This window comes from Burkholderia lata (assembly GCF_902499335.1).
In the GTDB taxonomy this organism is placed as follows: Bacteria; Pseudomonadota; Gammaproteobacteria; order Burkholderiales; family Burkholderiaceae; genus Burkholderia; species Burkholderia lata_B.
Window position 1 is genome coordinate 26,369 of record NZ_CABVQK010000011.1, and the last position, 25,663, is coordinate 52,031.

Annotated in this window: 22 protein-coding genes; 12 read left to right on the plus strand and 10 right to left on the minus strand. The window is 68.4% G+C overall.

Going from position 1 to position 25,663, the window contains the following annotated elements; all coding sequences use genetic code 11:
• The first annotated feature begins 47 nt into the window (after nt 1-47).
• On the plus strand, nt 48-1,715 hold the full coding sequence (locus tag BCO18175_RS25890) for a Na+/H+ antiporter (RefSeq protein WP_174985368.1): 1,668 nt from the start codon (nt 48-50) through the stop codon (nt 1,713-1,715).
• An 89-nt stretch (nt 1,716-1,804) separates the two neighbouring features.
• Here the strand turns inward: BCO18175_RS25890 and BCO18175_RS25895 are convergent, their stop codons facing one another.
• Nucleotides 1,805-5,377: an indolepyruvate ferredoxin oxidoreductase family protein gene (locus BCO18175_RS25895; RefSeq protein ID WP_174985370.1), complete on the minus strand. Its 3,573-nt coding sequence runs from the start codon at nt 5,375-5,377 to the stop codon at nt 1,805-1,807.
• Between the two features lie 2,096 nt (nt 5,378-7,473).
• Nucleotides 7,474-8,031: a sugar O-acetyltransferase gene (locus tag BCO18175_RS25900; RefSeq protein WP_174985372.1), complete on the minus strand. Its 558-nt coding sequence runs from the start codon at nt 8,029-8,031 to the stop codon at nt 7,474-7,476.
• A 357-nt stretch (nt 8,032-8,388) separates the two neighbouring features.
• On the opposite strand from BCO18175_RS25900, the gene BCO18175_RS25905 reads away from it, so the two are divergent.
• Nucleotides 8,389-9,003 (plus strand): glutathione S-transferase family protein, encoded by a 615-nt coding sequence (locus BCO18175_RS25905; RefSeq protein ID WP_174985374.1) that lies wholly within the window; start codon nt 8,389-8,391, stop codon nt 9,001-9,003.
• 51 nt (nt 9,004-9,054) lie between these two features.
• Here the strand turns inward: BCO18175_RS25905 and BCO18175_RS25910 are convergent, their stop codons facing one another.
• Together BCO18175_RS25910 and BCO18175_RS25915 are read right to left on the minus strand one after the other, a co-directional pair.
• On the minus strand, nt 9,055-10,017 hold the full coding sequence (locus tag BCO18175_RS25910) for an ion channel (protein WP_174985376.1): 963 nt from the start codon (nt 10,015-10,017) through the stop codon (nt 9,055-9,057).
• 180 nt (nt 10,018-10,197) lie between these two features.
• On the minus strand, nt 10,198-11,217 hold the full coding sequence (locus BCO18175_RS25915) for a sulfate ABC transporter substrate-binding protein (protein ID WP_174924125.1): 1,020 nt from the start codon (nt 11,215-11,217) through the stop codon (nt 10,198-10,200).
• Nucleotides 11,218-11,668: 451 nt separating this feature from the next.
• Between BCO18175_RS25915 and dapA the strand changes: the two genes are divergently transcribed.
• Nucleotides 11,669-12,562 carry a 4-hydroxy-tetrahydrodipicolinate synthase gene (gene dapA, locus BCO18175_RS25920; RefSeq protein WP_174985378.1) on the plus strand — a complete coding sequence of 298 codons (894 nt, stop codon included), beginning with the start codon at nt 11,669-11,671 and terminating at the stop codon, nt 12,560-12,562.
• A gap of 57 nt (nt 12,563-12,619) precedes the next feature.
• Here dapA and BCO18175_RS25925 read toward each other — a convergent pair whose 3' ends face one another.
• The 3 genes from BCO18175_RS25925 to BCO18175_RS25935 form a co-directional block, all read right to left on the minus strand.
• Complete coding sequence (locus BCO18175_RS25925) at nt 12,620-13,000, minus strand: type II toxin-antitoxin system VapC family toxin (RefSeq protein WP_174985380.1); 381 nt, start codon at nt 12,998-13,000, stop codon at nt 12,620-12,622.
• Nucleotides 13,000-13,209: a hypothetical protein gene (locus tag BCO18175_RS25930; protein ID WP_174985382.1), complete on the minus strand. Its 210-nt coding sequence runs from the start codon at nt 13,207-13,209 to the stop codon at nt 13,000-13,002. The genes BCO18175_RS25925 and BCO18175_RS25930 overlap by 1 nt, the downstream gene beginning before the upstream one ends.
• Before the next feature lie 115 nt (nt 13,210-13,324).
• Complete coding sequence (locus tag BCO18175_RS25935; protein WP_174985384.1) at nt 13,325-14,371, minus strand: LysR substrate-binding domain-containing protein; 1,047 nt, start codon at nt 14,369-14,371, stop codon at nt 13,325-13,327.
• A 107-nt stretch (nt 14,372-14,478) separates the two neighbouring features.
• Between BCO18175_RS25935 and BCO18175_RS25940 the strand changes: the two genes are divergently transcribed.
• Nucleotides 14,479-15,750 (plus strand): MFS transporter, encoded by a 1,272-nt coding sequence (locus BCO18175_RS25940; protein WP_174985387.1) that lies wholly within the window; start codon nt 14,479-14,481, stop codon nt 15,748-15,750.
• 55 nt (nt 15,751-15,805) lie between these two features.
• Here the strand turns inward: BCO18175_RS25940 and BCO18175_RS25945 are convergent, their stop codons facing one another.
• Nucleotides 15,806-16,444 (minus strand): glutathione S-transferase family protein, encoded by a 639-nt coding sequence (locus tag BCO18175_RS25945; RefSeq protein ID WP_174985389.1) that lies wholly within the window; start codon nt 16,442-16,444, stop codon nt 15,806-15,808.
• Between the two features lie 112 nt (nt 16,445-16,556).
• On the opposite strand from BCO18175_RS25945, the gene BCO18175_RS25950 reads away from it, so the two are divergent.
• The 3 genes from BCO18175_RS25950 (at nt 16,557) to BCO18175_RS25960 (ending at nt 20,200) form a co-directional block, all read left to right on the plus strand.
• Nucleotides 16,557-17,477 carry a LysR substrate-binding domain-containing protein gene (locus BCO18175_RS25950; RefSeq protein ID WP_174985391.1) on the plus strand — a complete coding sequence of 307 codons (921 nt, stop codon included), beginning with the start codon at nt 16,557-16,559 and terminating at the stop codon, nt 17,475-17,477.
• A gap of 260 nt (nt 17,478-17,737) precedes the next feature.
• Nucleotides 17,738-18,031 carry a hypothetical protein gene (locus tag BCO18175_RS25955; protein ID WP_174985393.1) on the plus strand — a complete coding sequence of 98 codons (294 nt, stop codon included), beginning with the start codon at nt 17,738-17,740 and terminating at the stop codon, nt 18,029-18,031.
• A 48-nt stretch (nt 18,032-18,079) separates the two neighbouring features.
• A complete protein-coding gene (locus BCO18175_RS25960) occupies nt 18,080-20,200 on the plus strand; it encodes a phosphocholine-specific phospholipase C (RefSeq protein WP_174985395.1) in 2,121 nt (706 codons plus the stop codon).
• 60 nt (nt 20,201-20,260) lie between these two features.
• On the opposite strand, the gene BCO18175_RS25965 is transcribed toward BCO18175_RS25960, so the two are convergent.
• Nucleotides 20,261-20,884 carry an RBBP9/YdeN family alpha/beta hydrolase gene (locus BCO18175_RS25965; protein WP_174985398.1) on the minus strand — a complete coding sequence of 208 codons (624 nt, stop codon included), beginning with the start codon at nt 20,882-20,884 and terminating at the stop codon, nt 20,261-20,263.
• Between the two features lie 375 nt (nt 20,885-21,259).
• Here BCO18175_RS25965 and BCO18175_RS25970 point away from each other — a divergent pair, with 375 nt between their 5' ends.
• The 4 genes from BCO18175_RS25970 to BCO18175_RS25985 are packed head-to-tail and all read left to right on the plus strand — an operon-like array spanning nt 21,260 to nt 23,902.
• Nucleotides 21,260-22,201, plus strand: coding sequence for a 2-hydroxyacid dehydrogenase (locus BCO18175_RS25970; protein ID WP_174985399.1), 942 nt, complete (start codon nt 21,260-21,262; stop codon nt 22,199-22,201).
• A gap of 26 nt (nt 22,202-22,227) precedes the next feature.
• Entirely contained in the window at nt 22,228-23,160 is a 933-nt protein-coding gene (locus BCO18175_RS25975) for a hydroxymethylglutaryl-CoA lyase (protein WP_174917166.1), read from the plus strand.
• 26 nt (nt 23,161-23,186) lie between these two features.
• A complete protein-coding gene (locus BCO18175_RS25980; RefSeq protein WP_174917165.1) occupies nt 23,187-23,693 on the plus strand; it encodes a YbaK/EbsC family protein in 507 nt (168 codons plus the stop codon).
• Nucleotides 23,690-23,902, plus strand: a complete 213-nt coding sequence (locus BCO18175_RS25985) for a DUF1289 domain-containing protein (RefSeq protein WP_124473092.1) — start codon at nt 23,690-23,692, stop codon at nt 23,900-23,902. The genes BCO18175_RS25980 and BCO18175_RS25985 overlap by 4 nt, the downstream gene beginning before the upstream one ends.
• 242 nt (nt 23,903-24,144) lie before the next feature.
• Here the strand turns inward: BCO18175_RS25985 and BCO18175_RS25990 are convergent, their stop codons facing one another.
• Nucleotides 24,145-25,047, minus strand: coding sequence for a DMT family transporter (locus tag BCO18175_RS25990; RefSeq protein ID WP_174917164.1), 903 nt, complete (start codon nt 25,045-25,047; stop codon nt 24,145-24,147).
• Nucleotides 25,048-25,159: 112 nt separating this feature from the next.
• Between BCO18175_RS25990 and BCO18175_RS25995 the strand changes: the two genes are divergently transcribed.
• Nucleotides 25,160-25,651, plus strand: a complete 492-nt coding sequence (locus BCO18175_RS25995) for an Lrp/AsnC family transcriptional regulator (RefSeq protein ID WP_174985401.1) — start codon at nt 25,160-25,162, stop codon at nt 25,649-25,651.
• Nucleotides 25,652-25,663: the final 12 nt, after the last annotated feature.

The following is a 25,663-nucleotide window of genomic DNA, read 5'->3' on the forward strand; positions in this document are numbered from 1 at the left end:
ACGCTACACTCCGTACGATCGTTTCATTCCCCGTATTCGCCGTATCGATGGAAATCGTCTTCACCGTCCTCATCCTGCTGCTGACCGTCGCGCTGTCCGGCGCCGTCACGCGCATCCTGCCGTTCCAACTGCCGTTGCCGCTGATGCAGATCGCATTCGGCGCGATGCTCGCGTGGCCGAAGCTGAACCTGCACGTCGCGTTCGATCCCGAAATCTTCATGCTGCTGTTCATTCCGCCGCTGCTGTTCGCGGACGGCTGGCGGATTCCGAAGCGCGAGCTGTACCTGCAGCGCCGCGCGATCCTGATGCTCGCGTTCGGGCTCGTGTTCATGACGGTACTCGCAGTGGGCTACTTCGCGCACTGGCTGATACCCGAGTTGCCGCTGCCGATCGCGTTCGCGCTTGCGGCCGTGCTGTCGCCGACCGACGCGGTCGCGCTGTCGGGCATCGCCGGCAAGGGCCGGATTCCGCCGCAGCTGATGCACATCCTCGAAGGCGAGGCGCTGATGAACGACGCGTCGGGCCTCGTCGCGCTGAAATTCGCGATCGCGGCCGCGCTGACGGGCATGTTCTCGCTGCGCGAAGCGTCGGTCACGTTCGTGATCGTCGCCGCGGGCGGGCTCGCGACGGGCGCGATCGTGTCTTGGGCGTTCAGCGCGCTGTCGACGCGCTTCCTGAACGCCGAGCAGGAAGGCGATCCGGCCCCCGGCATCGTGATGACGCTGCTCGTGCCGTTCGCGGCCTACCTGTTCGCCGAGCACCTCGACCTGTCGGGCGTGCTGGCGGCCGTGTCGGCCGGGATGATGATGAATTACACGAGCTTCTCGCGCAAAAGCACCGTCGCGTCGCGGGTGCGCGCCGAAAGCACGTGGGCAATGATCGAGTTCGTGTTCAACGGCATGGTGTTCATCATGCTCGGGCTGCAGCTGCCGCACATCATCGGCCGCACGCTCGTCGACGCGCACCACACGAGCGACGCGCTCGTCGGCCGGATGATCTTCAACGTCTGCGCGATGATGCTCGCGCTGTATGCGATCCGCTTCCTGTGGGTCTGGCTGCTGCGCTGGTTCGCGAGCCGTCGCGCCGCGCGCCAGGGCCTCGCGGGCACGATGGCCGGCGTGCGCACGATCGCGGTGATGACGGTCGGCGGCGTGCGCGGCGCGGTCACGCTCGCCGGCGTGCTGTCGATTCCGGTCGCGCTGTCCGACGGCGTGCCGCTGCCGGGCCGCGACACGGCGATCTTCGTCGCGTCGGCCGTGATCCTCGGCTCGCTCGTCGTCGCGGTGGTCGGCCTGCCGCTGCTGCTGCGCGGCGTGCGTTCGTCGCGCAGCCCGCTCGGCGACGAGGAGCGCGCCGCGCGCGCGGCCGCCGCGCAGGCCGCGATCCGCGCGATCGACTCGTCGCACGACGCGATCTCGACCGATCTCGACGAATCGGGCGCCGCGCGCTGCGCGGATATCTCCGCACGCGTGATGGACCAGTACCGCCGCCGCCTCGCGACGCTCGCCGAGGACGGCCCCACGCCGCGCGCGGAAGCGAAGCAGGCCGAAACGATGGAACTGCAGATGCGGATCGCGGCCGTACGCGCGGAACGCTCCGCGCTGTACCGGCTGCGCAGCGACAGCAAGATTTCCGACGAGACGCTGACGAAGCTGCTCCGCGAGATCGACCTGTCGGAGACCGCGCTGTCGACGCGCAAGAAAGGCATTCTCTGAAAGGCCGGCCGCTGCCTGAACGCAGCAGCCGCCCAATAAAAAACGGCGACGCATAAGCGTCGCCGTTTTCACATCCACCCGCGTTCGCGTTACTTCGCGACGACGACCGGAATCCCCTTCAGCATCCCCGCGCCCTTCATCTCGTCGAGCGCATGCTGCACGGCCGCGCTCGTCGCCGCTTCGATGCCGAGCTGCAGCGCGAGCTCGCGTTCCGCGCGCTTCACGCCGGCCAGGTTGCGCACCTTCACGTAGCCGAAGCCGCGCACGCGTGCGTGCAGGTCGGCCAGTTGCGCGACCTGCGCCGCATTGCCGGCCGTCGTGACCGTGAACGCACGCGCGAGCGTCGTCTCGTAATCGTCGGCGAGCGCGCGCTCCATCTTCCGCTCGACGGTGCGGCCGAACGGATCGAGCCACGTGCCGCGCAGGCTGCGCACGCGCGCCAGCATGCCGAACACCGGCCACATCCACTGGCCGAACACGCGCTTCTTCGGCGCGCTGCCGTCGCTGCCGGCCTTCGCGACCGTCGGCGGCGCAAGGTTGAACTTCACGCGATAGGCCTGCCCCGGCACGCCTTCGAACTGCGCCTCGAGCGCCGTGCGGAACGCATCGTCCGTGTACAGCCGCGCGACTTCGTATTCGTCCTTCACCGCGAGCAGCCGGTAGAACGTCGTCGCGACCGCACGCGTGAGCGCATCGTCGCCCTTCGCGCGCGCCGCGCTCACGAGCGCACGGTAGCGCTCGACATAGCGTGCGCCGCCGTACGCATCGAGGCGCGCTTCGCGATCGGCGATCAGTTCGGCGAGCGTCTCCGGCGCGGCATGCGCGGCCACCGTGTGGCGCGCGTTCCACAACGCATCGAGGCCCGCCGCGTCGCCGGCCGCCATCCGGCCGATCGAGAACGCAAGCTTGTTCATCGGCACCGCGACGTTGTTCAGCTCGATCGCGCGCATCATCGCGGCGAGCGACACCGGCACGAGGCCGAGCTGCCACGCGTAGCCGAGCATCAGGATGTTCGCGCCGATCGAATCGCCGAGGAACTTCGCGGCGAGCGCCTGCGCGTCGCAGCTCGACAGGTAGCCGTCGCCGGCCGCATGGTGCATCTTCTCGAGCAGCGCATCCGCATGCAGGTTCGCGTCGGGGTTCTGCACGAACGACGCGTTCGGGATCCGGTGCGTGTTGACGACGATCCGCGAACGCTCGTGACGCACCGTCTGCAGCGCCTCGGCGCTCGCACCGACGACCATGTCGCACGCGAGCAGCACGTCGGCCTGCTGCGTGTCGATGCGCACCTGGTTCAGCCACCGGTCGCTCGACGCGATCCGCACGAACGACAGCACCGAGCCGCCCTTCTGCGCGAAGCCCATGAAGTCGAGCACCGACGCGCTCTTGCCTTCGAGGTGCGCGGCCATGCTGATCAGCGCGCCGACCGTCACGACGCCCGTGCCGCCGACACCCGTCACGAGCATGTCGAACGGCGCCGCGTCGAGATGCGTCGCCGGCACCGGCAGCGCATCGACGCGCACGGCGAGCGCGGCTTCATCGAATGCGGCACCGGCGGCCTTCTTCAGCGCCGCGCCTTCGACCGTCACGAAGCTCGGGCAGAAGCCGTTCACGCACGAATAGTCCTTGTTGCACGACGACTGGTCGATGCGGCGCTTGCGGCCGAGCGGCGTCTCCAGCGGCTCGACCGACAGGCAGTTCGACTGCACGCCGCAATCGCCGCAGCCTTCGCACACCGCGTCGTTGATGAACAGGCGCTTGTCCGGGTCGGGGAATTCGCCCTTCTTGCGGCGGCGGCGCTTCTCGGCCGCACAGGTCTGGTCGTAGATCAGCACGGTGACGCCCGGCGTCTCGCGCAGCTCGCGCTGCACGGTGTCGAGTTCGCTGCGGTGATGGAACGTCGTGCCCGTCGGGAACTGGCCGTGATGGCCGTCGTACTTCTCCGGTTCGTCGGACACGACGACGAAGCGCGACACGCCTTCCGCCTCGACCTGCCGCGCGATCTGCGGCACCGAGATGCTGCCGTCGACCGGCTGGCCGCCCGTCATCGCAACCGCGTCGTTGTAGAGGATCTTGTACGTGATGTTCGCTTTCGCGGCCACGGCCTGGCGAATCGCGAGGATGCCCGAGTGGAAGTAGGTGCCGTCGCCGAGGTTCTGGAACACGTGCTTCGTGTTGGTGAACATCGCGTGCGCGGCCCAGTCGACGCCCTCGCCGCCCATCTGGATCAGCCCGGTCGTGTCGCGCTCCATCCACGACGCCATGAAGTGGCAGCCGATGCCGGCCTGCGCGATCGAGCCTTCCGGCACCTTCGTCGACGTGTTGTGCGGGCAGCCCGAGCAGAAGTACGGCGTGCGCTTCACCGCGTCCGCCTCGTTCGACAGGATCTGCGGCGCGACCAGGTCGACCACGCGCTCGCGGCGGTCGAGCGCCGGCTTGTGGCGCGCGAGCCAGTCGGCGAACACGGGCAGGATGCGCGACGGGCGCAGCTCGCCGAGCTCGGACAGCAGGCAGGCGCCGGCGGCGTCGTGCTTGCCGAGCACGCGCGGACGCGCGCCTTCCGCGCGGTTGTACAGGTAGTCCTTGATCTGCTGCTCGATGACGGGGCCCTTCTCCTCGATCACGAGCACTTCGGAAAGCCCGTCGACGAAGGTTTCGAGGCGCGTCATTTCGAGCGGATACGACAGGCCGACCTTGTAGATCCGCACGCCGGCCGCGTCGAGGTCAGCCACCGTCAGGTCGAGACGGCGCAGCGCTTCCATCAGGTCGAGGTGCGCCTTGCCGCAGGTCACGATGCCGACGTTCGCCTGCGCGCTCGGGGCGATCCACTTGTCGATGCTGCTGGTGCGCGCGAAATGGCGCACCGCGTCGAGCTTCGCGGCGAGGCGCGCCTCGATCGTGAGGCTCGGCAGGTCGGGCCAGCGGTTGTGCAGGCCGCCCGTCGGCGGCGTGAAGCCTTCCGGTGCCGGCCAGTGCGTCTGCAGCGCGTCGAGGTCGACGGTCGAGCCCGATTCGACCGTCTCCGAAATCGCCTTGAAGCCGACCCACGCGCCCGAGTAGCGCGACAGCGCCCAGCCGTACAGGCCGAATTCGAGCATGTCGGCGATGTTCGCCGGGTTCACGACCGGCATGTGCCACGCGATCATCGCGAAGTCGCTCTGGTGCGGCATCGACGACGACACGCAACCGTGGTCGTCGCCCGCGACGACGAGCACGCCGCCATGCGGCGACGAACCGTACGCGTTGCCGTGCTTCAGCGCGTCGCCCGCGCGATCGACGCCCGGGCCCTTGCCGTACCACATCGCATACACGCCCTCGACCGTGCGCTCTGGATCGGCCTCGACGCGCTGCGTGCCGAGCACGGCCGTGCCGCCGAGTTCCTCGTTGATCGCGGGCAGGAAGCGCACGCCGCCGGCGTCGAGCAGCTTCTTCGCCTTCCACAACTGCTGGTCCACCATGCCGAGCGGCGAACCGCGATAGCCGCTGACGAAGCCGGCCGTGTTGAGCCCCTGTTCGGTATCGACCGTGCGCTGCATCAGCAGCAGGCGGACCAGCGCCTGCGTACCGGTCAGGAAGATCCGGCCGCGCGTCGCGGTCAGGTTGTCGGTCAGGCGGTAGTCGGACAGGGCAGGCGAGCCGTCGACAGGCAGGCGGGCGGTCATGGCGGGAAGTCTCCTGATTGTGCTGTGCTGTTCTGGGCTGCGCGGCAGGGCGTCGGACGACGCGTGACTGGCGGCAGCGAATGGCTCTATTTTTTCGCGCGCAGCCGAGAATGTTTTTTCTCATCTTGCTCGGGCGGGCCCTCAGTGAGAAAAACTGCGCAGCTTTTTGCCGGGATTTGAGTGAGTTTTCGCGCACGGCGGCCGGGCGGGATGAGCGACGTGCCGGAGCGGGCGGGCCGTTTTCCGGGAAAGCTCGCGACTGCCCGCCGGCGGCCAGTACAGGTGGCGGCTGACGCTCGCGCCCCGTGTGACAAGGGTTTCAGCGGATGGAGGCGGCGACCCTCACCATTGGAATGCACAGCGTTCCGATTGGTCGGCGGGTCGGGATGTCCACAATGACGTGGCCCTCGGCCGACCGTGCTCACGCGCTCACCGTTCGATTGCACAGCGTTTCGAGTGGCGTGGAGGCCGGGATGTCCACACCGTTATCGGCATCGGGCACGCTCGAATGCCGACGCTCACCGTTGAAATTCACAGCGCGACGAGTGAGTTTCAACTGCGGATATCCACATCGATGACGGCGTATTGCGTCGATCCGGGGCTCGCCTTCACCGTTCGAATACTCGGGGTCGAGAGTGGGTTTGTCGGCCGGACAGGTACGCCGGAACGCGCACGCATCTCAATCGCCTGCCAGTATTCACAGTGGAAATGCACTGGGTCGAGAGTGAGTTTGTCGGCCGGACAGGTACGCCGGGACGCGCATGCCGCTCAATCGCCTGCCAGTATTCACCGTGGAAATTCACTGGGTCGAGAGTGGGTTTGTCGGCCGGACAGGCACGCTGGAACGTGCATGCCGCTCAATCGCCTGCCCGCATTCACCGTGGAAATTCACTGGGGTCGAGAGTGGGTTTGTCGGCCGGACAGGTGCGCCGGAACGCGCATGCAGGATAATCGCGGACTCGCGTTCACCGTGGCAATTCACTGGGTCGCGAGAGAATTTATCGGTCGGGCAGGCTCGCCGGAACACGCACGCTGCATAATCGCGGGCGCACGCTCACCGTTGAAATACACAGGGCTTCGAGTGTCTGCAACGGCGGTTATCCACGCCCGATCCGGCATTGCCGACCGGTCACGCCGGCACCCTCACCATTGAAAACCACAGCCCTTCGAGTGATCCGGGGCGCAGGATATCCACAAGGACGGGCATCCGCCGATGCAACAGCGGATGTGCGCCGCGGAAGGTGTCGCCGGCCGGCAATCGATGCAGGAAGCGGCTCGTCGGCCGATCAGGCACCGACACTCACCGTCCAAATGCACAGTGTCGCGAGTCGTTTCGGCGCCCGGATATCCACATGGGCGCTCGTGTTGCCCTGGTTCACATGCTCGCGTGCGAGCCTGAGATACACGACGCTTCAGACGGCGCCGGTGGCCGAATGATCGCATCCTGACGCGCTGACCACCGATCGCGTGTTCACGCTCACCTTTGCGTTGCGCAGCGTGTCGAGTCACTTGCGAACGCCGCGGGCGCAGAGAAATCTGCGCGTTGCGGACCACGCGCACGCGCTCACCGTTAAAATGCACGGCCCTTCGGGCGGCAGCCGGAACCACATATCCGCATCGCGGCGCACGCGCGGTTCCGCCACGCATGCGCGCGTTCGGCTAGAATGCGCGGCGCGCCGAACCACGGCAAAGACCGGAAAACCGCGCCAGGACAGGCGCGTCGCCCGATCGGGCGCCGCCCCTCACCGTTGAATTCCACAGCATTTCGCCTCGTTTCGCAGGCGAGTTGTCCACAACCTGCTTCATGCATTCCGTATCATCCGGTGACCCTCACCTGTGAAATGCACAGGGCGCCGAGTCGTTTCGGTGTGGGGATATCCACAACCGATCGCGCGGCGCGACCTTCATCGGAACATCTGCAGAAGCGGCCCGCGCATCCGTCGACGGCTATCGAGCATTCGCCGCAAAGCCCCGTCCAGACTGCCTCGGCGGCACCCTCACCACTCAAATGCACAGCGTTTCGAGTCGCCTCGGGGTCGGTTATCCACATTCATCCAGCCAGGCTGCATCGAACGGGCACGCACTCGCGCGTCGCGTTACCCGGCAATCGACCGGATGATCGCCGCCGGATTGCCGCCGACCAGCACATTCGGCGGAACATCGCGCGTGACGACGGCCCCGGCCGCGACCACCGAGTTCTCGCCCACCGTCACACCGCCGATGATCGTCGCGCCGGCGCCGATCCACACATTCCGTTCGATCACGATCGGCTTCGCGACGACGAAGTCGCGCCGCTTCGAAGGTTCGACGGGATGGCCCGACGTGATCAGGCTGACGTTCGGCCCGATCATCACGTCGTCACCGATCTCGAGCCCGCCGAGATCGTAGAACGTGCAGTTCTGATTGACGAACACGTTGCGCCCCAGCTTCATGCCGGTGCCGCCCGTCGCATGGAACGGCGGGATCAATACAAAGCCGTCGTCCACCGGCGTGCCGATCAGTTCTCCAAATAATTTGCGAACTTCGGCGGCATCATCGAATGTCAGGCGGTTGATCCGCGCGGCGATCGCCATCGCCCGCCTGACCTCGGCCACCATCGCCGCCGATTCCGGCGTTCTTCTCGGGATGATCGTGGTGCGGTCGTCGTTTGCCATGCGTGAGTTGTCTCCCATGATTTCCCTGTTTCGCGATGCGTCGGCAATCGAGGCCGGATGCGGGTGTTGCCGTGCGCGCGGGCGCTGCAAGCGCCGCGGTGCGGTGCGAGTCTGGCCGGCTTACACCGACACCTCATCACATTAATAACTAGTTAACTAATAACTAGTTACATATTGGCACCCCTATGGCATCAGGCTTTGCCCGGTTTTCTGCCCGATTCACGCTCGACACACAGCGTATCCGGCCATCTCACTCATATGACCGCCCCTAGCCGGGCGCCCCTGTCCGAACCGCTGGCGCTCGGGTACGCTTGAGCATCCACCGGACCGACAGCTGCACCCAAACGCGGAGGCACGATGAAGCTCTACTACTGGCCGAAGACCCGGGCATTCCGGGCATTGTGGATGCTTGAAGAACTCGGCGTGGTGTACGAACTCGTGCCGATCGACCTGCGCTCGCACGAACAGGGCAGCGACGCGTTCGTGCAGGTCAACCCGATGGCCAAGCTGCCCGCGCTCGACGACGGCAGCGTGCCGTTCGCCGAATCGGGGGCCGTGCTGCTCTATCTTGCCGACCGCTGCCCGGGCGCCGGGCTTGGCGTCGCGCCCGACGATCCGCTGCGCGGCCGCTTCCTTCAATGGATGTTCTTTACGCCGACCTGCCTCGAACCGGCGATGGCCGAAAAATTCACCGGCGCGTCGGGCAATCCGGTCGCGTTCGGCTGGGGCAACATCACACGCGTGCAGCGCGCACTCGCGCAAGCGCTCGCCCATAGTCCGTGGCTCGTCGGCGACCGCTTCACCGCGGCCGACCTGCTGCTCGCCAGCACGCTGAAGATCGCATTCGACGCGCATCTGCTGCCGCACGAAGGCGTGCTCGGCGACTACGTCTCGCGCGCCGAGGACCGCGACGCCTTCCGCCGCGCGGTCGCGATCGAACAGCGCGAAGCGGCGCGCCTGCTGCATGCGTGACGCGTAGACGTGTAACGCGCGGGCGGCACTGCCAGCCGGCCGCGAGCGCGTCTACGCGGTCGGGCCCGACGCCGCGGCGCCGGCATTGACCACCGCGCCCGGCGAGCCGCGCTCGTCGGTATCGGTATCGACGGGCACCACTTCATGAAAATGCGTGTAGTCGATGTGCGTGATGCCGTCTTCGTCGTGCATCAGGTCGACATAGCGGTGACGCCAGCGGATCTCGCCGTGCTCCCAGGAGTGACGCGCCTGCATCACCTGCGCGGTCGTCTCGTCCGAGCCTTCGATCGTGATCAGCAACGACGCGTCGCGCGCGGCGAGCGATTCGGGCGTCTCGCCGAACAGCGCGCTCGATTCGTCGATCACGTGCATCAGGTTCCAGCCGAGCAGGAAAATCGGATGCTCGCTGCGCACGAGCGGCAGGTCATGGATCTTGCGCAGCGTGTAGCCCTCGTGCGTGCCTTCGACACGCATCAGCCGCAGTTTCGCCTGCGCCTCGGCAATCACGTTCTGGCGCGCATTCGCGGCGCGCACCATCAGCGTCATCCGGCCGTTCAGCGGCCGGACGATCGCGTAGCGCGCGAACAGGATCTTCGCCTGCGGTCGCGAAAACCGCGCGAACACGAGCCCCGTGGCCATCGCGATGCCCGACATCCCGACGAAGATCTCGAACGTCGCGACCAGGTGCGCATAGACGGTCTGCGGATGCATGTCGCCATAGCCGACGGTCGCGAGTGTCTCGACGCTGAAGAAGAATGCGCCGCCGAATCCGGCCGGCGACTGGTTCGCGATCGGCGCGTGGCCAAGCATGTAGAGCGTCGCGAAGCCGCCGTTGAGCAGCAGGAACAGCACCGCGAGCGACAGGAAGAATACGGGCCAGCTCACCGTCAGCGCGCGGTGATAGAGGTCGCGCCAGCCGAGCGGCGGCATCCCGTACGCGATGACCGGGCGCGTGCCCGACCAGATCTTGCGGCCACGGCCGCGGGAGGCTGGGGAGGACGAATCGACATTCATCGCGCGGCGCCGTAAGCAGGAAGGCGATGAGCGTAGCACGCGCGGCGACGGCCGGGTATGCGTGCCGGTTCGGAATGGAAATCCGCCGCGCCGCCGGCCGAGCGGCACAAAAAAAAGCCGGCCGCGGAAGCGGCCGGCTGCGTCGTCAGCGTGCGGACAAGCGCGCGGTGCGCGCGGCGCTCACTTCCGGTCGACGATCACCTGGTCGAACGTGCCGCCGTCCGCGAAGTGCGTCTTCTGCGCGTTCGCCCAGCTGCCGAAGACCTGCTCGACGCTGAATGTCTTCAGCGGCTTGAATTCGGCCGCATGCTTCTTCAGCACGTTCGCATCGCGCGGGCGCAGATGGTGCTGCGCGATGATCTCCTGCGCTTCCGGCGTGTACAGGTAGTCGAGATACGCCTGCGCGACCTTGCGCGTGCCCTTCTTGTCGACGACCTTGTCGACGACGGCGACGGGCGGTTCCGCGAGGATGCTCGCCGACGGATACACGGCGTCGAACTGGGCACCCGATGCGCCGGTGTCCATCAGCGCGACTTCGTTCTCGAACGTGACCAGCACGTCGCCGATGCCGCGCTGCGTGAACGTCGTCGTCGCGCCCCGGCCGCCGGAGTCGAGCACCGGCACGTTGCGGAAGATCGCCTTCTCGAAGTCGATCGCCTGCTGGTCGGTCGCGCCCTTCTGTTTCTGGAAGCCCCACGCGGCGAGATACGCATAGCGGCCGTTGCCCGACGTCTTCGGGTTCGCGATGATCACCTGGACACCCGGCTTCGCGAGATCGCTCCAGTCCTTGATCGCCTTCGGGTTGCCCTTGCGCACCAGGAACACCATCGTGGTCGAGTACGGCGAGCTGTTGTCCGGGAAACGTGCACGCCAGTCCTTCGGCAGCAGCTGGCCGCGCTCGGCGAGCAGGTCGATGTCGTTCGGCTGGTTCATCGTCACGACATCGGCCTGCAGCCCCTGCAGCACCGACAGCGCCTGCGCGCTCGACGCGCCGTGCGACTGCTTGATCGCGATCGTCTCGCCGGTCTTCTGCTTGTAGGCTGCGGCAAAGCCCGCGTTGATGTCCTTGTACAGTTCGCGCGTCACGTCGTACGACACGTTCAGGATCGACGTATCCGCGTGCGCGGCCGTCGCCGCCACGACCAGCGCCGCCGCCGCGCCCGTGTGCAGCCAGCGGCCGATCCCCTTCATGCTTGCCATCGTGATATGCCCCGTTTCCAGTGGTGGTGAATGTGCGTGACGGCACGCGTACGCGCTGTCATCGAAACGTAAGCGGGCATTCTAGCGGCCGGGCGCGGCGCTCTTTCCAATCAGTCGTGGAAAGCAAATCTCGAATCCTGCTAAACGGCGGCGGACGCTCGCGCGCGGATCGGATCCGGTGTTAAGATCGCCGCTCAGCCCACTCACGGTTCCTCCATGTCCGCTGCCCTGCGCTCGCTTCCGATCCTCGCCGCCGTTGCGGCAGGTGCGCGCGCGGCCGGGCTGAAACTGAAAAAACGACTCCTCGACTGACGGGGACGTCGCGTCCCGTCAGGCGAATGCCGGACGGGATGCCCGCAGGTCGTTTCTTTCTCCTTGCTCGCACGCCTCGCTCCGGCTCTCCGCCGGCGGAACGGTTCCTTCCCACTCCGTTTCCACCATGAGGCTTTGCATGAACACACGTTTCGAAGGTATCTGGCTGCCGATCATCACGCCGTTCCACCACGGCGAAGTCGACCATGCCGCGCTCGCGCGACTCGCACGCCGCTATGCGGTCGCGGGCATCGCGGGCTTCGTCGCGGGCGCGACGACCGGTGAAGGCGTGCTGCTCGACGCGCGCGAACAGGACGCGGTGTTCGCGACGCTGCGCGACGCGGCACCCGGGCTGCCGATCGTCGTCGGGCTGACCGCGAGCGCGACGCATTTCGCGGCCGCCCGCGCGCGCGAACTCGCGGCATTGCGGCCCGACGGGCTGCTCGTCACGCCACCCGTCTACGTACGGCCGACGCAGGACGGCATCCGCCGTCACGTCGAGGCGATCGTCGACGCGGCCGACCTGCCGGTGCTCGTCTACAACATCCCGTACCGCACCGGCGTGAACGTCGAACTGGACACGCTCCAGGCACTTGCGCGCGACCCGCGCGTCGCGGGCATCAAGGAATGCGGCGGTACGCTCGACCGGATGAGCCGGCTCGTGCACGACACGCCACTCGCGATCCTGTCCGGCGACGACAACCAGAACTTCGCGGCGATGTGCGCCGGTGCGCACGGCGCGATCGCGAGCAGCGCGCACGTGCTGCCCGAATGGCATGTGCGTATCCATGCGCTGCTGCGCGACGGCCGGCTCGCCGATGCGCGGCGCCTGTCGGTCGCGCTGCAGCCGCTCGTCGCGGCGCTGTTCGCGGAGCCGAACCCGGCGCCGGTGAAGGCCGTGCTGGCCGCGCAAGGATGGTGCGAGGACGGGTTGCGGCTGCCGTTCGTGCCGGCGAGTGAAGGGTTGAGGGAGCGGCTGGCCGCCATCTGTGCGGAACTGAGCGAAATCGAGCCGGATGCCGCGGCGGCATGAACCCGCGACGCCACATGAGGCCCAGGCGACCGATGGCTTTCGCCCCGACAGATTGCTTCAAACTGTCAGAACGAGAGACAGGTCGTACCGGGCAAGTTGTGCATCGGCCGTCACGAGCTGGAGCGGCTCGAGCCGGGCCTGCGCGACCAGCAAGCGATCGAATGGATCACGATGATGGTGCGGCAAATCACGAACCGCAGCCCCATGCACGGCCCGAACCGGTAGCTCGCGAATCCCGCTTGAGCCGATCGCGCGGATCAGCTTGCCGACGTCGATATCGAGCTTCCCCAGGCCGGCCTTGATGGCAGCCTCCCAGATACTCGCGCTGCTGACGAAACGTTCGTCGGCGGCCGAGATCAGTCTGCGCGCCCGTGCGCTGAGCCTGGGGTCATTGGTCACGATCCACAAAAAGATGTGCGTATCGAGCAACAGCCGCATCAGCGCCCTTCAAAAGCGTCCAGCAGACAATCGGGCAACGGGGCATCGAAGTCGTCCGCGATCCACGCCTGCCCTTGCAGGACACCAAACCGAACGGGCGGATTGGCAGGCACCGGTCGATCGGCCGACGCCCCGTCACCCCGGATCGCGGCATCTGCCCTTTGAGCCGGATCGACCGCACTGGCGCCCGGCGTATTTGCGTTTTGCATGATGACCTCCGTTTCAAGTGATCATCACTGTAGTCAGGTTCTCCCGATCGATCCATTCGACCGATCGGCAGAGGGACTGGAGAACCGCAACCCGCGGCGACAATCGAGCGTTTCGTCACGCCGCCAGCGCCGCCCCTGCCCCCTCCGTCGCATCCCGCACCGCCTGCTTCACGATCCGCGCGAGCCGATCGACGGTCGGCGTCGCCGACGACGTGCGCCGCAGCAGGATCAGCGGCAGGCTCGGCAGTGCCGGCAGCCCGCGCGAAGCCGCGTCGAGCACGCGCACCGACGCGGGCAGCCCGTAGTGCGAGCGCACCGTCAGCCCGAGGCCTGCCGCCGCCGCGGCCCATAGCCCGGCAAGACTCGGCGTCGTGAATGCGACGCGCCACGGCACGCCCGCACGGTCGAGCGCGCCGGTCGCCGCACCGAAGAACCGGCACGGCCGGTCGAACACGACGAGCGGCAGCGGCTCGCCCGGCGCGCGCACCGAACGGCCACCCGTTTCGACCGCGTCACCTTCCACGCCCTCCTCCGCGCCGCCGCCCGGCATGCCGAAGCCGCCCGCCGCCCCGACCCACTGCATCGGCACCTGCGCGATCGCTTCGCTGTCGATACCCGGCCGCGACACGAGCGCCGCCGACGCCGGATCGCCCCACACCAGCGCGAGATCGAGCTGGTTCGCGTCGAGCCGGTCGAGCAAATCGGCATTGCGCGCCACGCGCGCCTCGATCCGCACCTTCGGATGCGCGCGCGCGAACCGCCCGAGCACGTCGGGCAAAATCGCCTCGCCGAAATCTTCCTGCAGCCCGACGCGCACCCAGCCATCGAGATTCATGCCGCGCACGGCCGCGGCCGCCTCGTCGTTCAGCTCGATCATCCGCCGCGCATAGCGCAGCATCGCGTCGCCGGCGTCGGTCAGCGCAAGCCCGCGCCCGGATTTCACGAACAGCGGCGTGCCGGCCTGCTCCTCGAGCTTGCGGATCTGCGCGCTCACCGCCGACGACGAGCGCGCGACCCGGTCGGCCGCCTTCGCAAAACTGCCGAGATCCACACCCGCGACGAGGCTGCGCAGCGCCGCCACGTCGAAGTTGGGCCGAGCCAGCGCGGCATCGGCCGGCGCGAACGACTCGCCGTCGCCGCGTGGAATGTCTTGTCCGGACATATCAATCATCCTGTTTTATCGAACGATTCATCAAGAACTTTCCGATTTTCAGGATGAATGTAGGTCGCCAGACTGTCGATGTCAATTTCCAAACCGGGCCTGCCGTCATGGATACCTCGTACACCGCTTCCCCCTCTTCGCCCGCCCGCGACGCGCGTGGCCCGGCCCATCGCTGGCGCGTACTGGCCGCCGGCGTCGCCGCGAACATGAGCTTTTCGGCCGCGGCGGCCGGCATTCCGACCACGGCCGTGTGGATGCGCACGGCCTATCACCTCGACAATGGCGCACTCGGCCTCGTGCTCGGCGCGCTCGGCTTCGGCGTCGCGCTGTCCGAGCTGCCGTGGGGGATGGCCGCCGACCGCTTCGGCGACCGCCGCGTGCTGCTCGCCGGGCTCGTCGCGACGGCCGCGATGTTCGCGCTGATGGTGTGCACGATCGTCCCCACCGCGCACGGCGTGCCGCCGCTGATGCGGGTCGTCGTGGCGATGTGCTGCGTCGGCCTGCTTGGCGGCAGCGTGAACGGATCGAGCGGACGCGCGGTGATGCGCTGGTTCGGCGAGCGCGAACGCGGGCTCGCGATGAGCATCCGCCAGACGGCCGTGCCGCTCGGCGGCGGCGTCGGCGCCGCGCTGTTGCCGTCGCTCGCGTCGCACCTGGGCTTTGCCGCGGTATTCGGCACACTGATGCTGCTGTGCGCGGCATCGGCCGGGCTGACCTGGCGCTGGCTGCACGAGCCGCCGCCCGCACCGGCCACGATGCACGTCGCCGCGCATCGCCCCGTCGAGCGGCAGCAATCCGCGCGGCATGCACGCAACCCGCTCGCGAGCGGCCCGGTGTGGCGCATCGTGCTCGGCATCGGCCTGCTGTGCGCGCCGCAGTTCGCGGTGCTCACGTTCGCGACGGTGTTCCTGCACGACTTCGGCCGGCTTGGCCTTGCCGGCATCAGCGCAGCGATGGTCGTACTGCAGCTCGGCGCGATGGTGATGCGCGTGTGGAGCGGCCGTCATACCGACCGGCACGGCAACCGGCGCGCGTATCTGCGCGGTTCAGTGTTCGTCGCGGCCGGGTCGTTCGCGCTGCTCGCCGCAGCAACGGCCGGCAGCCCGCACGTGCCGCTTGCCGCGATCGTCGCGATTCTCGTGTTCGCCGGCATCTGCGTGTCGGCATGGCACGGCGTCGCGTACACGGAGCTCGCGACCCTCGCTGGCGCGAACCACGCCGGCACCGCGCTCGGGATGGCGAACACGATCGTCTACCTCGGGCTGTTCGCGACGCCGCTCGCGATTCCGCCGCTGCTCGCGGCGAGTTCGTGGAGCGTGGTGTGGCTCGCGGCCGCGCTGGTCGCGGCCGCAACCTATCCGCTGTTCGCCGTGCGCTAGCGGCCGCGCGTTGCATGCGTGCATCGCGGCGACCGCCACGACGCCCGCACCTCAGTCAGGCTGCTTCGCGCGCCAGCGCACGTCGCGCGGCCGGCCGTTCGGCCTCACGCTGCGCATGGGCGGTCCATGCGGGATACCGCGTCATGTCGAGCCCGATCGCGACGCCCCAGCGATACAGCACGAACAGGAACGGATCGACGATCGAATGCGCGCCCGGTTCGGCCCACGTGCGGCCGTCGGCAAGCGCGGCTTCGATCGTTTCGTTCGCGGCTTCGATCGTGCCTCGCCCGTGCGCGCTGACCTCGCCGTGCAGGGCCGGATCGCCGATGAAGCGGCCCGGCCGCCACAGCGCGCCGTAGCCCACGCCATGCACCCAGCCGACCAGCCAGGCGAGCCATTCGTGACACCGCGCCTCGCGCAGCAGATCGCCGAGCGGCAGCAATTGCGCATCGGGATAACGACGCGCGAGATACGTGAGGATCGCCGGCGTTTCGGTCAGCACGTGCTGCTCGCCCGGAATCGCGAGCACCGGGACGCGCGCCTTCGCGTTGATCGCGAGATAGCGCGCGTCGAGGTTCTGCTGCTTCTGCACGGAGACGATCCCGACGTCGAACGGCGCGCCGGTTTCCTCCAGCGCGATGTGGGCGGCAAGCGAGCAGGCGCCCGGCGAAAGGTAGAGACGATATGCGTTCATGGTGGTGTGGCCCGACGGGGCTGTGGAAGACGGAACCGAGTGTAGGAACGCGTGCCTGCCCGCCGCAAACGATGAATTGTCGTGCTCGGACATTAGTGTTACTAATACCCGCATGCGACGCATCCACCTTCCTCCGCTGCAGACGCTGCGCGCGTTCGAAACCGCCGTGCGGCTGCAGAGCTTCACGCGCGCGGCCGACGAGCTCGCGCTCACGCAAGGCGCCGTCAGCCAGCACATCCGCGCGCTCGAGGCGCAGCTCGGCTATCCGCTCTTCACGCGCGAGCGCAACGGCGCGACGCCGACGCACGCCGCGCACGCGCTCGCGCTGCAGGTGCGCCAGGGCCTCAGCGTGCTCGAGCGCGCGTTCGAGCCGGCACTCGCCGTGCGCAGCCGCCCGCGCACCTGCGACGTCACGCTGAACGTCAGCGTGCTGCCGAGCGTCGCCGAGCGCTGGCTCACGCCGCGCCTGCCGCGCTTCACGGCCGCGCATCCGCACATCGCGATCGCACTGCACCCCGACGTGGCGCTCGCGCCGCTACGCAAGCGCGACCGCATCGACGTCGCGCTGCGCTACGGGCCCGGTACGTGGCCTGGCGTCGTCGCCGAGAAGCTGATGAACGAGACGATCTTTCCGGTCGCGAGCCCCGCATACCGCAATCGCGACGGCATCGCCCCGCGTGCGCCGGCCGATCTCGTGCGCGCGACGCTGCTGCGCCATCCCGCGCAGCCGTGGGAACCGTGGCTCCAGGCCGCGCGGCTCGATCTCACCGAATCCGCGCGCGCGCCGCGCTTCACCGATGCGAATGCGCTGATCGACGCGACGCTGAAAGGGCGCGGCGTCGCACTCGCGCGCCGCTCGCTGATCGAGCCCGAACTCGCGGACGGCACGCTCGTGCGCATATCGACGGTGCGCGTGACCGACGTATATGCGCACTATGTGGTGTGGCGCCCCGGCCATCCGCACGAAGCGGCGATCCGCACCTGGCTCGACTGGCTGCGCAGCGAGGTGCGGCGGCGCACGCCGCGGCGCTGACGCCACGCGATCGGCTGCACGCAGTCGTCACGAGCGGCCCGAACGCCATGGACGCTCTCGTGCATCACATCGCGCGCCCGGGTAAAAGTGCCCGGCTCGCATCGCCCGCCGGGAAATATTGCGCGCCCGCGTGCAAGTGACTGGTCAGGATATCGAAAGCATTCAGCGATCACGCGCCGGTCGCAAACGATTCACCGAAACGTCGCATCGCACCGGCATACTCGAAAACGTTTCCCGATCAGCCTGCCAGGAGAGAAGTCATGCGTCGCGTTTCCGTCGTCGTCGTTCTTTGTGCCGCCGCTTTCGTCGCCGCCTGCAGCGACGACGCGCCGCACGACGCACACGCGGCCGACGCGTCGCAGCAGGCCGGCGCATCGGCCGGCTCCGCCAGCGCGTTCAACAACGATGCGGCCGCGAACGCCGCCGCGTCCGATGCCGCGCCGCTCGCGCCGCCCGTCGTGCACTACCCGCCCGATGACGACGACGACGCGAAGCCCGCGGCGAACGCACCGAACGCGGCCGCGTCGAGCGCCGCCGCGTCGTCGCCCGGCTGATCCCTCCGCTTCCGTCCCCCGACCGCAGCAGAACCGAGGTGAAATAACATGACGTCATCGAGCCGCCGCCGTTTCCTGCATACCGTCGCACAATCCGCGGGCGCCGCCGTCGCGCTCAACACCTTCCCCGAATCGATCCGCCGCGCGCTCGCGATTCCCGCCGCGCGCGGCACCGGCACGATCCGCGATGTCGAGCACATCGTCGTGTTCATGCAGGAAAACCGCTCGTTCGATCATTACTTCGGACACCTGCGCGGCGTGCGCGGCTACAACGACCGCTTCCCGATCCCGCTGCCGAACGGCAAGCCGGTGTGGTACCAGCCGTCGAAGGCCGACCCGGGCAAGCCGGTGCTGCCGTTCCGGCTGAACACGCTGACGACGAGCGCGCAGTGCGTCGGCGACCTCGACCACTCGTGGTACAAGACGCACGCGGCGATCGACGGCGGCCGCTACGACCAGTGGCCCGCGAACAAGACCGACATGACGATGGGCTATCACGTGCGCGAGGACATCCCGTTCCACTACGCGCTCGCCGATGCGTTCACCGTGTGCGACAACTACTTCTGCTCGCTGCCGGGACCGACGCACCCGAACCGCTCGTACCTGATGACGGGCACCGTCGACCCGACCGGCAAGTTCGGCGGCCCGCTGCTCGACAACAGCGACTATGTCGACGGCGACGGGCCGCCCGCCTACCAGCTGCTGTCGTGGACGACCTTTCCCGAGCGTCTCGAAGCACGCGGCGTGTCGTGGCAGATCTACCAGCAGGGCACGACGGGCAGCGATCCGTACAACGGCAACTACGGCACGAACGTGCTGCAGAACTTCGCGAATTTCATCAACGCGAAGCCCGGTTCGTCGCTGTACCAGCGCGCGCAGACAGTGCGCACGCTCGACAACCTGAAGGACGACGTGATCAACGACCGGCTGCCGCAGGTGTCGTGGCTGTGCCCGCCGGCGGCGTTCTCCGAGCATCCGAAATACACGCCCGCGTACGGCGCGAACTACACGTCGCAGATCCTCGACGCGCTCACGTCGAACCCGGACGTATGGCGCAAGACCGTGCTGTTCATCATGTACGACGAGAACGACGGCTTCTTCGACCACATCGTGCCGCCGCAGCCGCCGACGTCGGCCGCGCAGGGCGCGTCGACCGTGACGACCGACGGCGAGCTGCACACGGTCGTGAACCCCGGCCGCGGCGGCAGCTACACGGCCGACGGCCTGCCGTACGGCCTCGGGCCGCGCGTGCCGATGACGGTCGTGTCGCCGTGGACGAAGGGCGGCTTCGTGTGCTCGCAGGTGTTCGACCACACGTCGGTGATCCGCTTCATCGGCGAGCGCTTCGGCATCGACGAACCGAACATCACGCCGTGGCGCCGCACCGTGTGCGGCGACCTCACCGCCGCATTCGACTTCCGCTCGTCCGACGCGTCGTTCCCGCCGCTGCCCGACACGAGCCAGTACCGCTCGATCGCCGACCAGCAATGCACGTCGCAGCCCGCGCCGACCGTGCCCGCGACGCCGTCGCCGATCGACCCGCAGGAGCCCGGCGTGCGGCCGGCACGTGCGTTGCCGTACGAGCTGCACGTGAACGCGAGCATTGATGGCGGGACCCGGCTGCGCATCGAGTTCGCGAACCGCGGCAACCAGGGCGCGCACTTTCACGTGTATGCGACGAACCGCACCGACGGCCCGTGGCGCTACACGGTCGGCGCGCGCCGCGTACTGCATGCGGACTTCGACCTGACGGTGACAAACGGGGCATACACGTTCGCGGTGTACGGGCCGAACGGCTTCGTGCGCGTGTTCTCGGGCAACGTATCGGCCCCGGCCACGCCGCATCGCAACCCCGCGCAGCCGGAAGTGAAGGCCGGCTACGACGTCGCGAACGGGAACCTGTACCTGAAGCTGCGCAACCACGGCGGGGCCCACGTCACGCTGACGCTGACCGACAACGCGTACGGCGCGCCGTCGCGGCAGGTGACGCTGCATGGCGGCGACGAGCGCGTCGAACAGTGGGCACTCGCGTCGAGCCACCAATGGTATGACGTGACGGTGAGCGACGGCGCGGCGGGCACCTTCTCGCGCCGCTTCGCGGGCCACGTCGAGAACGGCCGTCCGAGCTATTCGGATCCGGCCGCGGTGCGGCCCGTCTCCGCGACGTAAGCGCGACGGCGCGTCGTGGCACGGCACCTGCCGTGCCGCGCGCGCCGCCCGCCCGGCCCGTCAGACCGCGTGCGCGAGCGCGCGGTCGACGAGCGCGGCTTCGAAGCCGTCGTCCGCATCGCGAAAGCGCAGCGGTGCCGCGCAGTGGACGAGCGTGTCGATGAAGTACTTCGCGCGCGGCCACGGCCCGAAGCCGGCCGCCGTGTTGATGTGCCCGGCATCGCCGAGGTTCACGAACGCGCTGCCCAAGTGCTGCGCGAGCGTGCGCGCGTCGCCGAGCGGCATCCACGGATCGGTCTCGCTGCCGATCACGATCGACGGCACCGCGAGCCGGCGCGCGTCGAACGGCCCGGCAAACGTGAATTTCTTCGGACTGGCGGGCGCGACGAGCAGCACGCCCGCGACATCGCCCGTATGCGGCCACTGCGCGAGCGCATGCGCGGCCGCGAGGCAGCCGAAGCTGTGCGCGGCCAGCACGAACGGGCCGCGTTCGCGGTCGAGCAATGCGCGCACCGATTGCGCCCAGCGCGCGAGATCGGGCGCGTCCCAGTCGTCCTGCTCGACGCGCAGCGAGCGCGGGAACTGCCGTTCGAGCCAGGTCTGCCAGTGAGCGCCCTCGCTGCCGTGCAGGCCCGGAACGGTCACGAGCCGCGGCGGCCACGCCGATTTGCTGCATGCGCGCATGATTGCCCTCGCTTGCTTGAAGACGGGATTCGATTGTGGCGCGGCGTCCCCGGCGGCCGAACCAATATTTTGTGCTTTGCTTGTGCGTGGGCCGGCCATCCGTCGGACGGCGCCCCGGGGTCGACCATCCGGGGACGCGCCCCGATGCGGCCACCCACGCCGGTCGCCCGCCCCGCGCACCGGCGCGCGATGCGCCGCGAAACCGTAGAATGTGGGCTTCCCGTCAGCTTCACACGGAACCGGGGCCAGGCGTCGACGCGCCGGGCGCCCGGTCGTCAGGAGACGTCCGATGTCCGCTACGCCCGCCGGCGCGCTGCGCCCGGCTCTTCTCGCCGTTCCCGTGACGCGCCTCGCCGGCGCGCGCGCCGTCATCCAATGAAAATCCTGTTCCATTCTCCGCACCAGGAAGCCGGCGCGTGGCGCGACGAGATCGCGCATGCGCTGCCGGAAGCCGAACTGCGCGCGTGGCAGCCGGGCGACACGGCCGCCGCCGACTACGCACTCGTCTGGCGCGCGCCGCGCGAATTCTTCGCCCCGCGCGACGGCCTGCGCGCGATCTTCAACCTCGGTGCCGGCGTCGATGCGCTGCTCGCGCTCGAGCACGCGCATCCGGGCACGCTGCCGCCGCACGTGCCGCTCGTGCGGCTGGAAGATTCGGGCATGGCGCAACAGATGGTCGAATACGCGACGCACGCGGTGCTGCGTTACCTGCGCCGCTTCGACGAATACGAAGCGTTGCAGCGCGAGCGCCGCTGGCAGCCGCTCGAACCGCATGCGCGCGCAAGCTTCACCGTCGCCGTGCTCGGCCTCGGCGTGCTCGGCGCGCAGGTCGCGCTCGCGCTCGCCGCGCTCGGCCTGCCCGTGCGCGGATACAGCCGCAGCGCGAAGCAGCTCGACGGCGTCGCGACCTTCGCCGGCGACGGCGCATTCGATGCGTGCATCGACGGCGCGAAGGTGCTCGTCAACCTGCTGCCGAGCACGCCCGACACCGACGGCATCCTGTCGTCGCGCACGTTCGCACGGCTCGCGCCCGGCGCGTATGTCGTCAACGTCGCGCGCGGCGCGCATCTCGTCGAGGCCGACCTGCTCGACGCGCTCTCGAGCGGCCAGGTAGCCGCCGCAACGCTCGACGTATTCCATTGCGAGCCGCTGCCGGAAGACCATCCGTTCTGGCATACGCCGCGCATCACGATCACGCCGCACAGCTCGGCCGAGACGCTGCGCGATGAAGCCATCGCGCAGATCGCCGGCAAGATCCGCGCGCTCGAGCGCGGCGAGCGCATCGGCGGCATCGTCGACTACGCACGCGGCTACTGAACCTACAAGCAAACCAGGAGACAACCATGACGTTCCCCACCGCCGTCAAGATCGTCGAAGTCGGCCCGCGCGACGGGCTGCAGAACGAGAAGACCTTCGTGCCGACCGACGTGAAGATCGCGCTCGTCGACCGGCTGTCGCACGCCGGCTTCCGCAACATCGAGGCCGCGTCGTTCGTGTCGCCGAAATGGGTGCCGCAGATGGCCGACGGCGCCGACGTGATGGCCGGCATCGAGCGCCGCGCGGGCACCGTGTACTCGGTACTCACGCCGAACCTGAAGGGGTTCGAGAATGCGGTCGCCGCGCGCGCCGACGAAGTCGTGATCTTCGGCGCGGCAAGCGAGGCGTTCTCGCAGCGGAACATCAACTGCAGCATCGCGGAGAGCATCGCGCGCTTCGAGCCCGTCGCGAAGGCGGCGAAGGATGCGGGCCTGCGGCTGCGCGGCAGCGTGTCGTGCACGCTCGGCTGCCCGTACCAGGGCGAAGTGCCGGTCGCATCGGTCGTCGACGTCGTCGAGCGCTTCGCGGCGCTCGGCTGCGACGAGATCGACATCGCCGACACGATCGGCGTCGGCACGCCGAAGCGCACGCGCGAAGTGCTCTCGGCCGTCACGCGCGTGTTCCCGCGCGAACGCCTGTCGGGCCACTTCCACGACACCTACGGCCAGGCACTCGCGAACATCTACGCGGCACTGTTCGAAGGGATCGAGATCTTCCACGCGTCGGTCGCGGGCCTCGGCGGCTGCCCGTACGCGAAGGGCGCGACCGGCAACGTCGCGACCGAGGACGTGCTGTACCTGATGCAGGGCCTCGGTATCGACACCGGCATCGATCTCGCGCAGGTCGTCGCCGCCGGCGACTTCATCTCGAACGCGATCGGCCGCGCGAACGTGTCGCGCGCCGGTCGCGCACTGCTCGCCAAGGCGCAGAGCGCGGCCGACGCCGCGAACTGCGTATGACCCCGGTATTCGATGGATTCCTCAAGATGACGACACCCGCTTCATTCGATTCCCTCCCCGATTCCGCGCGACGCGTCGCGCTGCTGCTGCGCGAACGCGGCCATGCGAAAGGCATCGTGATGCTCGCCGAAACCGGCAAGACGTCGGCCGAGGCCGCGGCCGGGCTCGGCTGCTCGGTCGCGCAGATCGCGAAGTCGATCCTGTTTCGCCGCCAGTCGGACGGCGCGCCGGTGCTCGTGGTCGCGAGCGGCGTCAATCGCGTCGACGAGAAGAAGGTCGCCGCGCAGGTCGGCGCGGTCGGCCGCGCGGACGCGAAGTTCGTGCGCGACAACACCGGCTATGCGATCGGCGGCGTCTGCCCGATCGGTCATCTCGTCGACCCCGTCACGCTGATCGACGCCGACCTGCTCGAGCTCGACAGCCTGTGGGCGGCCGCCGGCCATCCGCACGCGGTGTTCAACCTGTCGCCGAACGAACTCGTGTCGCTGACGGGCGCGCCGGTCGCGGACGTCGCGCTGCGGGAGCCCGCATGAGCGACGTGCCGGTGATGGTGACGGTCGGCACGGTCGCGTCGCCGTGCACCGACGTATGCCGGATCGATCCGCGCACCGACTGGTGCGCGGGTTGCCTGCGCACGCGCGACGAGATCAAGGGGTGGCGTGCATCGGACGACGACGCGAGGCGCGCGTTACTCGCGCGGCTCGATGCGCGGCGGCGTCTGCTGGCGAGAAGCGGCGCATAAAAAAAAGCCGTTCAGCCTGACGGGCGAACGGCATGAGATTGGAATCCTGTGAACGTGATCAACGTCACAGCCCGCATCATACGAGCGACGCGACCGCATCGCATCGGGTGTTTCCCTACAACTTCTTACAGCGTCTTCCACGCGCATGCGCGCACGGCTTTCGCTCGCAATACGCGTTCCTGAAACACGCATTCGACGAACCGCTGCGCTGCCCCGCAGCGGCGCCGAACCGCACGACCGTTTCAGTTGCCGACCGCCGCGCGACGCGCGGGCACGATTCGCCAGCCGAGATTCACGCCGGCCGCCGCGAGCAGGATCAGCAGCGCGCCGACCACCTGCGTCCACGCGAGCGTCTGCCCGAACGCAACGTGATCGACGACGATCGCGACGACCGGATAGACGAACGACAGCGCACCGGTCATCGCGGTCGGCAACTTCTGGATCGCGCCGTACAGCAGCACATACATCAGACCTGTGTTCACGACGCCGAGCACGACGAGATCGAGCCACTGCCCGGCGGTCGCCGGCAACGTGCCGAAGTGCGCGAACGGCGCGAGCAGCAGGACACCGAGGCCGGCTTGCAGCAGCGCGAGCAGGTGCGGCGGCGTGCCCTTCAGGTGCTTCGTGACGATCGACGAGATCGCATACAGAAAGGCCGCACCGAGCGACAGCGCGACACCTTCCAGATATTCGCCCGGCACCGCGAGCACGGCCGGCTCGACACGCACCACGGCGACGAGCCCGACGAATGCGAGCGCGAGCCACGCGACCGTCGACGCGGTGATCCGCTCGCGGAACACGATCGCGCCGAGCGCGACGAGCATGAACGGCTGCGTGTTGTAGACGGCGGTCGCCATCGAGATCGATGCGCGCGAATAGGCGGCGAACAGCAGCAGCCAGTTCGCGACGATCGCGACGCTGCCGAGCGTCGCAAGCGCGAGCATCCGCGGCGAGAACAGCGCGCGGCGCAGGAAGCCGAACGCCGCGCAGACGATCGCGAGCGTCGCGGCACCGAACAGGCAGCGGAAGAACACGACGTTCGTCAGCGGCTGCTGCGACGACATCACGAGCCAGCCGATCGTGCCGGACATCATCATCGCGACGACCATCTCGGCGGCGCCGCGGCGAATTTCATTCGAAGCCATCGTGAACTCCGTTCAGAAGAGTGGATGACTTCGATTCTAGAAACTTGCTTTCGCGGCAACCACGTCTAAACTGAAGTGAATCGACCGATTCACCTTCGAAAGCAAAGCGATCATGCCGAAACGCCTTTCCCCGCCCGCCATCGCGTCGCTCGACGCGACCGACCGCGCGATCCTCGCGGCGCTGGCCGACGACGCGCGCATCGCAACCAGCGAACTCGCCCGGCAGATCGGGCTGTCGGCGCCCGCGACCGCCGACCGCGTGCGTCGGCTCGAGGCGCAAGGGGTGATCGCCGCGTTCACCGTCGAGCTCGACCCGCGCGCGCTCGGCTACACGCTGCAGGCGATCGTCCGCGTGAAGCCGCTGCCGGGCCAGTTGCATCTCGTCGAAGAGATGCTGCGGCGGATTCCCGAATTCGTGGAGTGCGACAAGGTGACCGGCGACGACTGCTTCATCTGCCGGCTCTACCTGCGCACGATCGAGCACCTCGACGACATCCTGTCGAAAGTGACGGAGCGCGCAGAGACGAGCACGGCGATCGTCAAATCGACGCCGGTGCCGCGCCGGCTGCCGCCGCTCGTCGAGGACGACAGCGCGCACCGCTGAGCAGCCGGTACG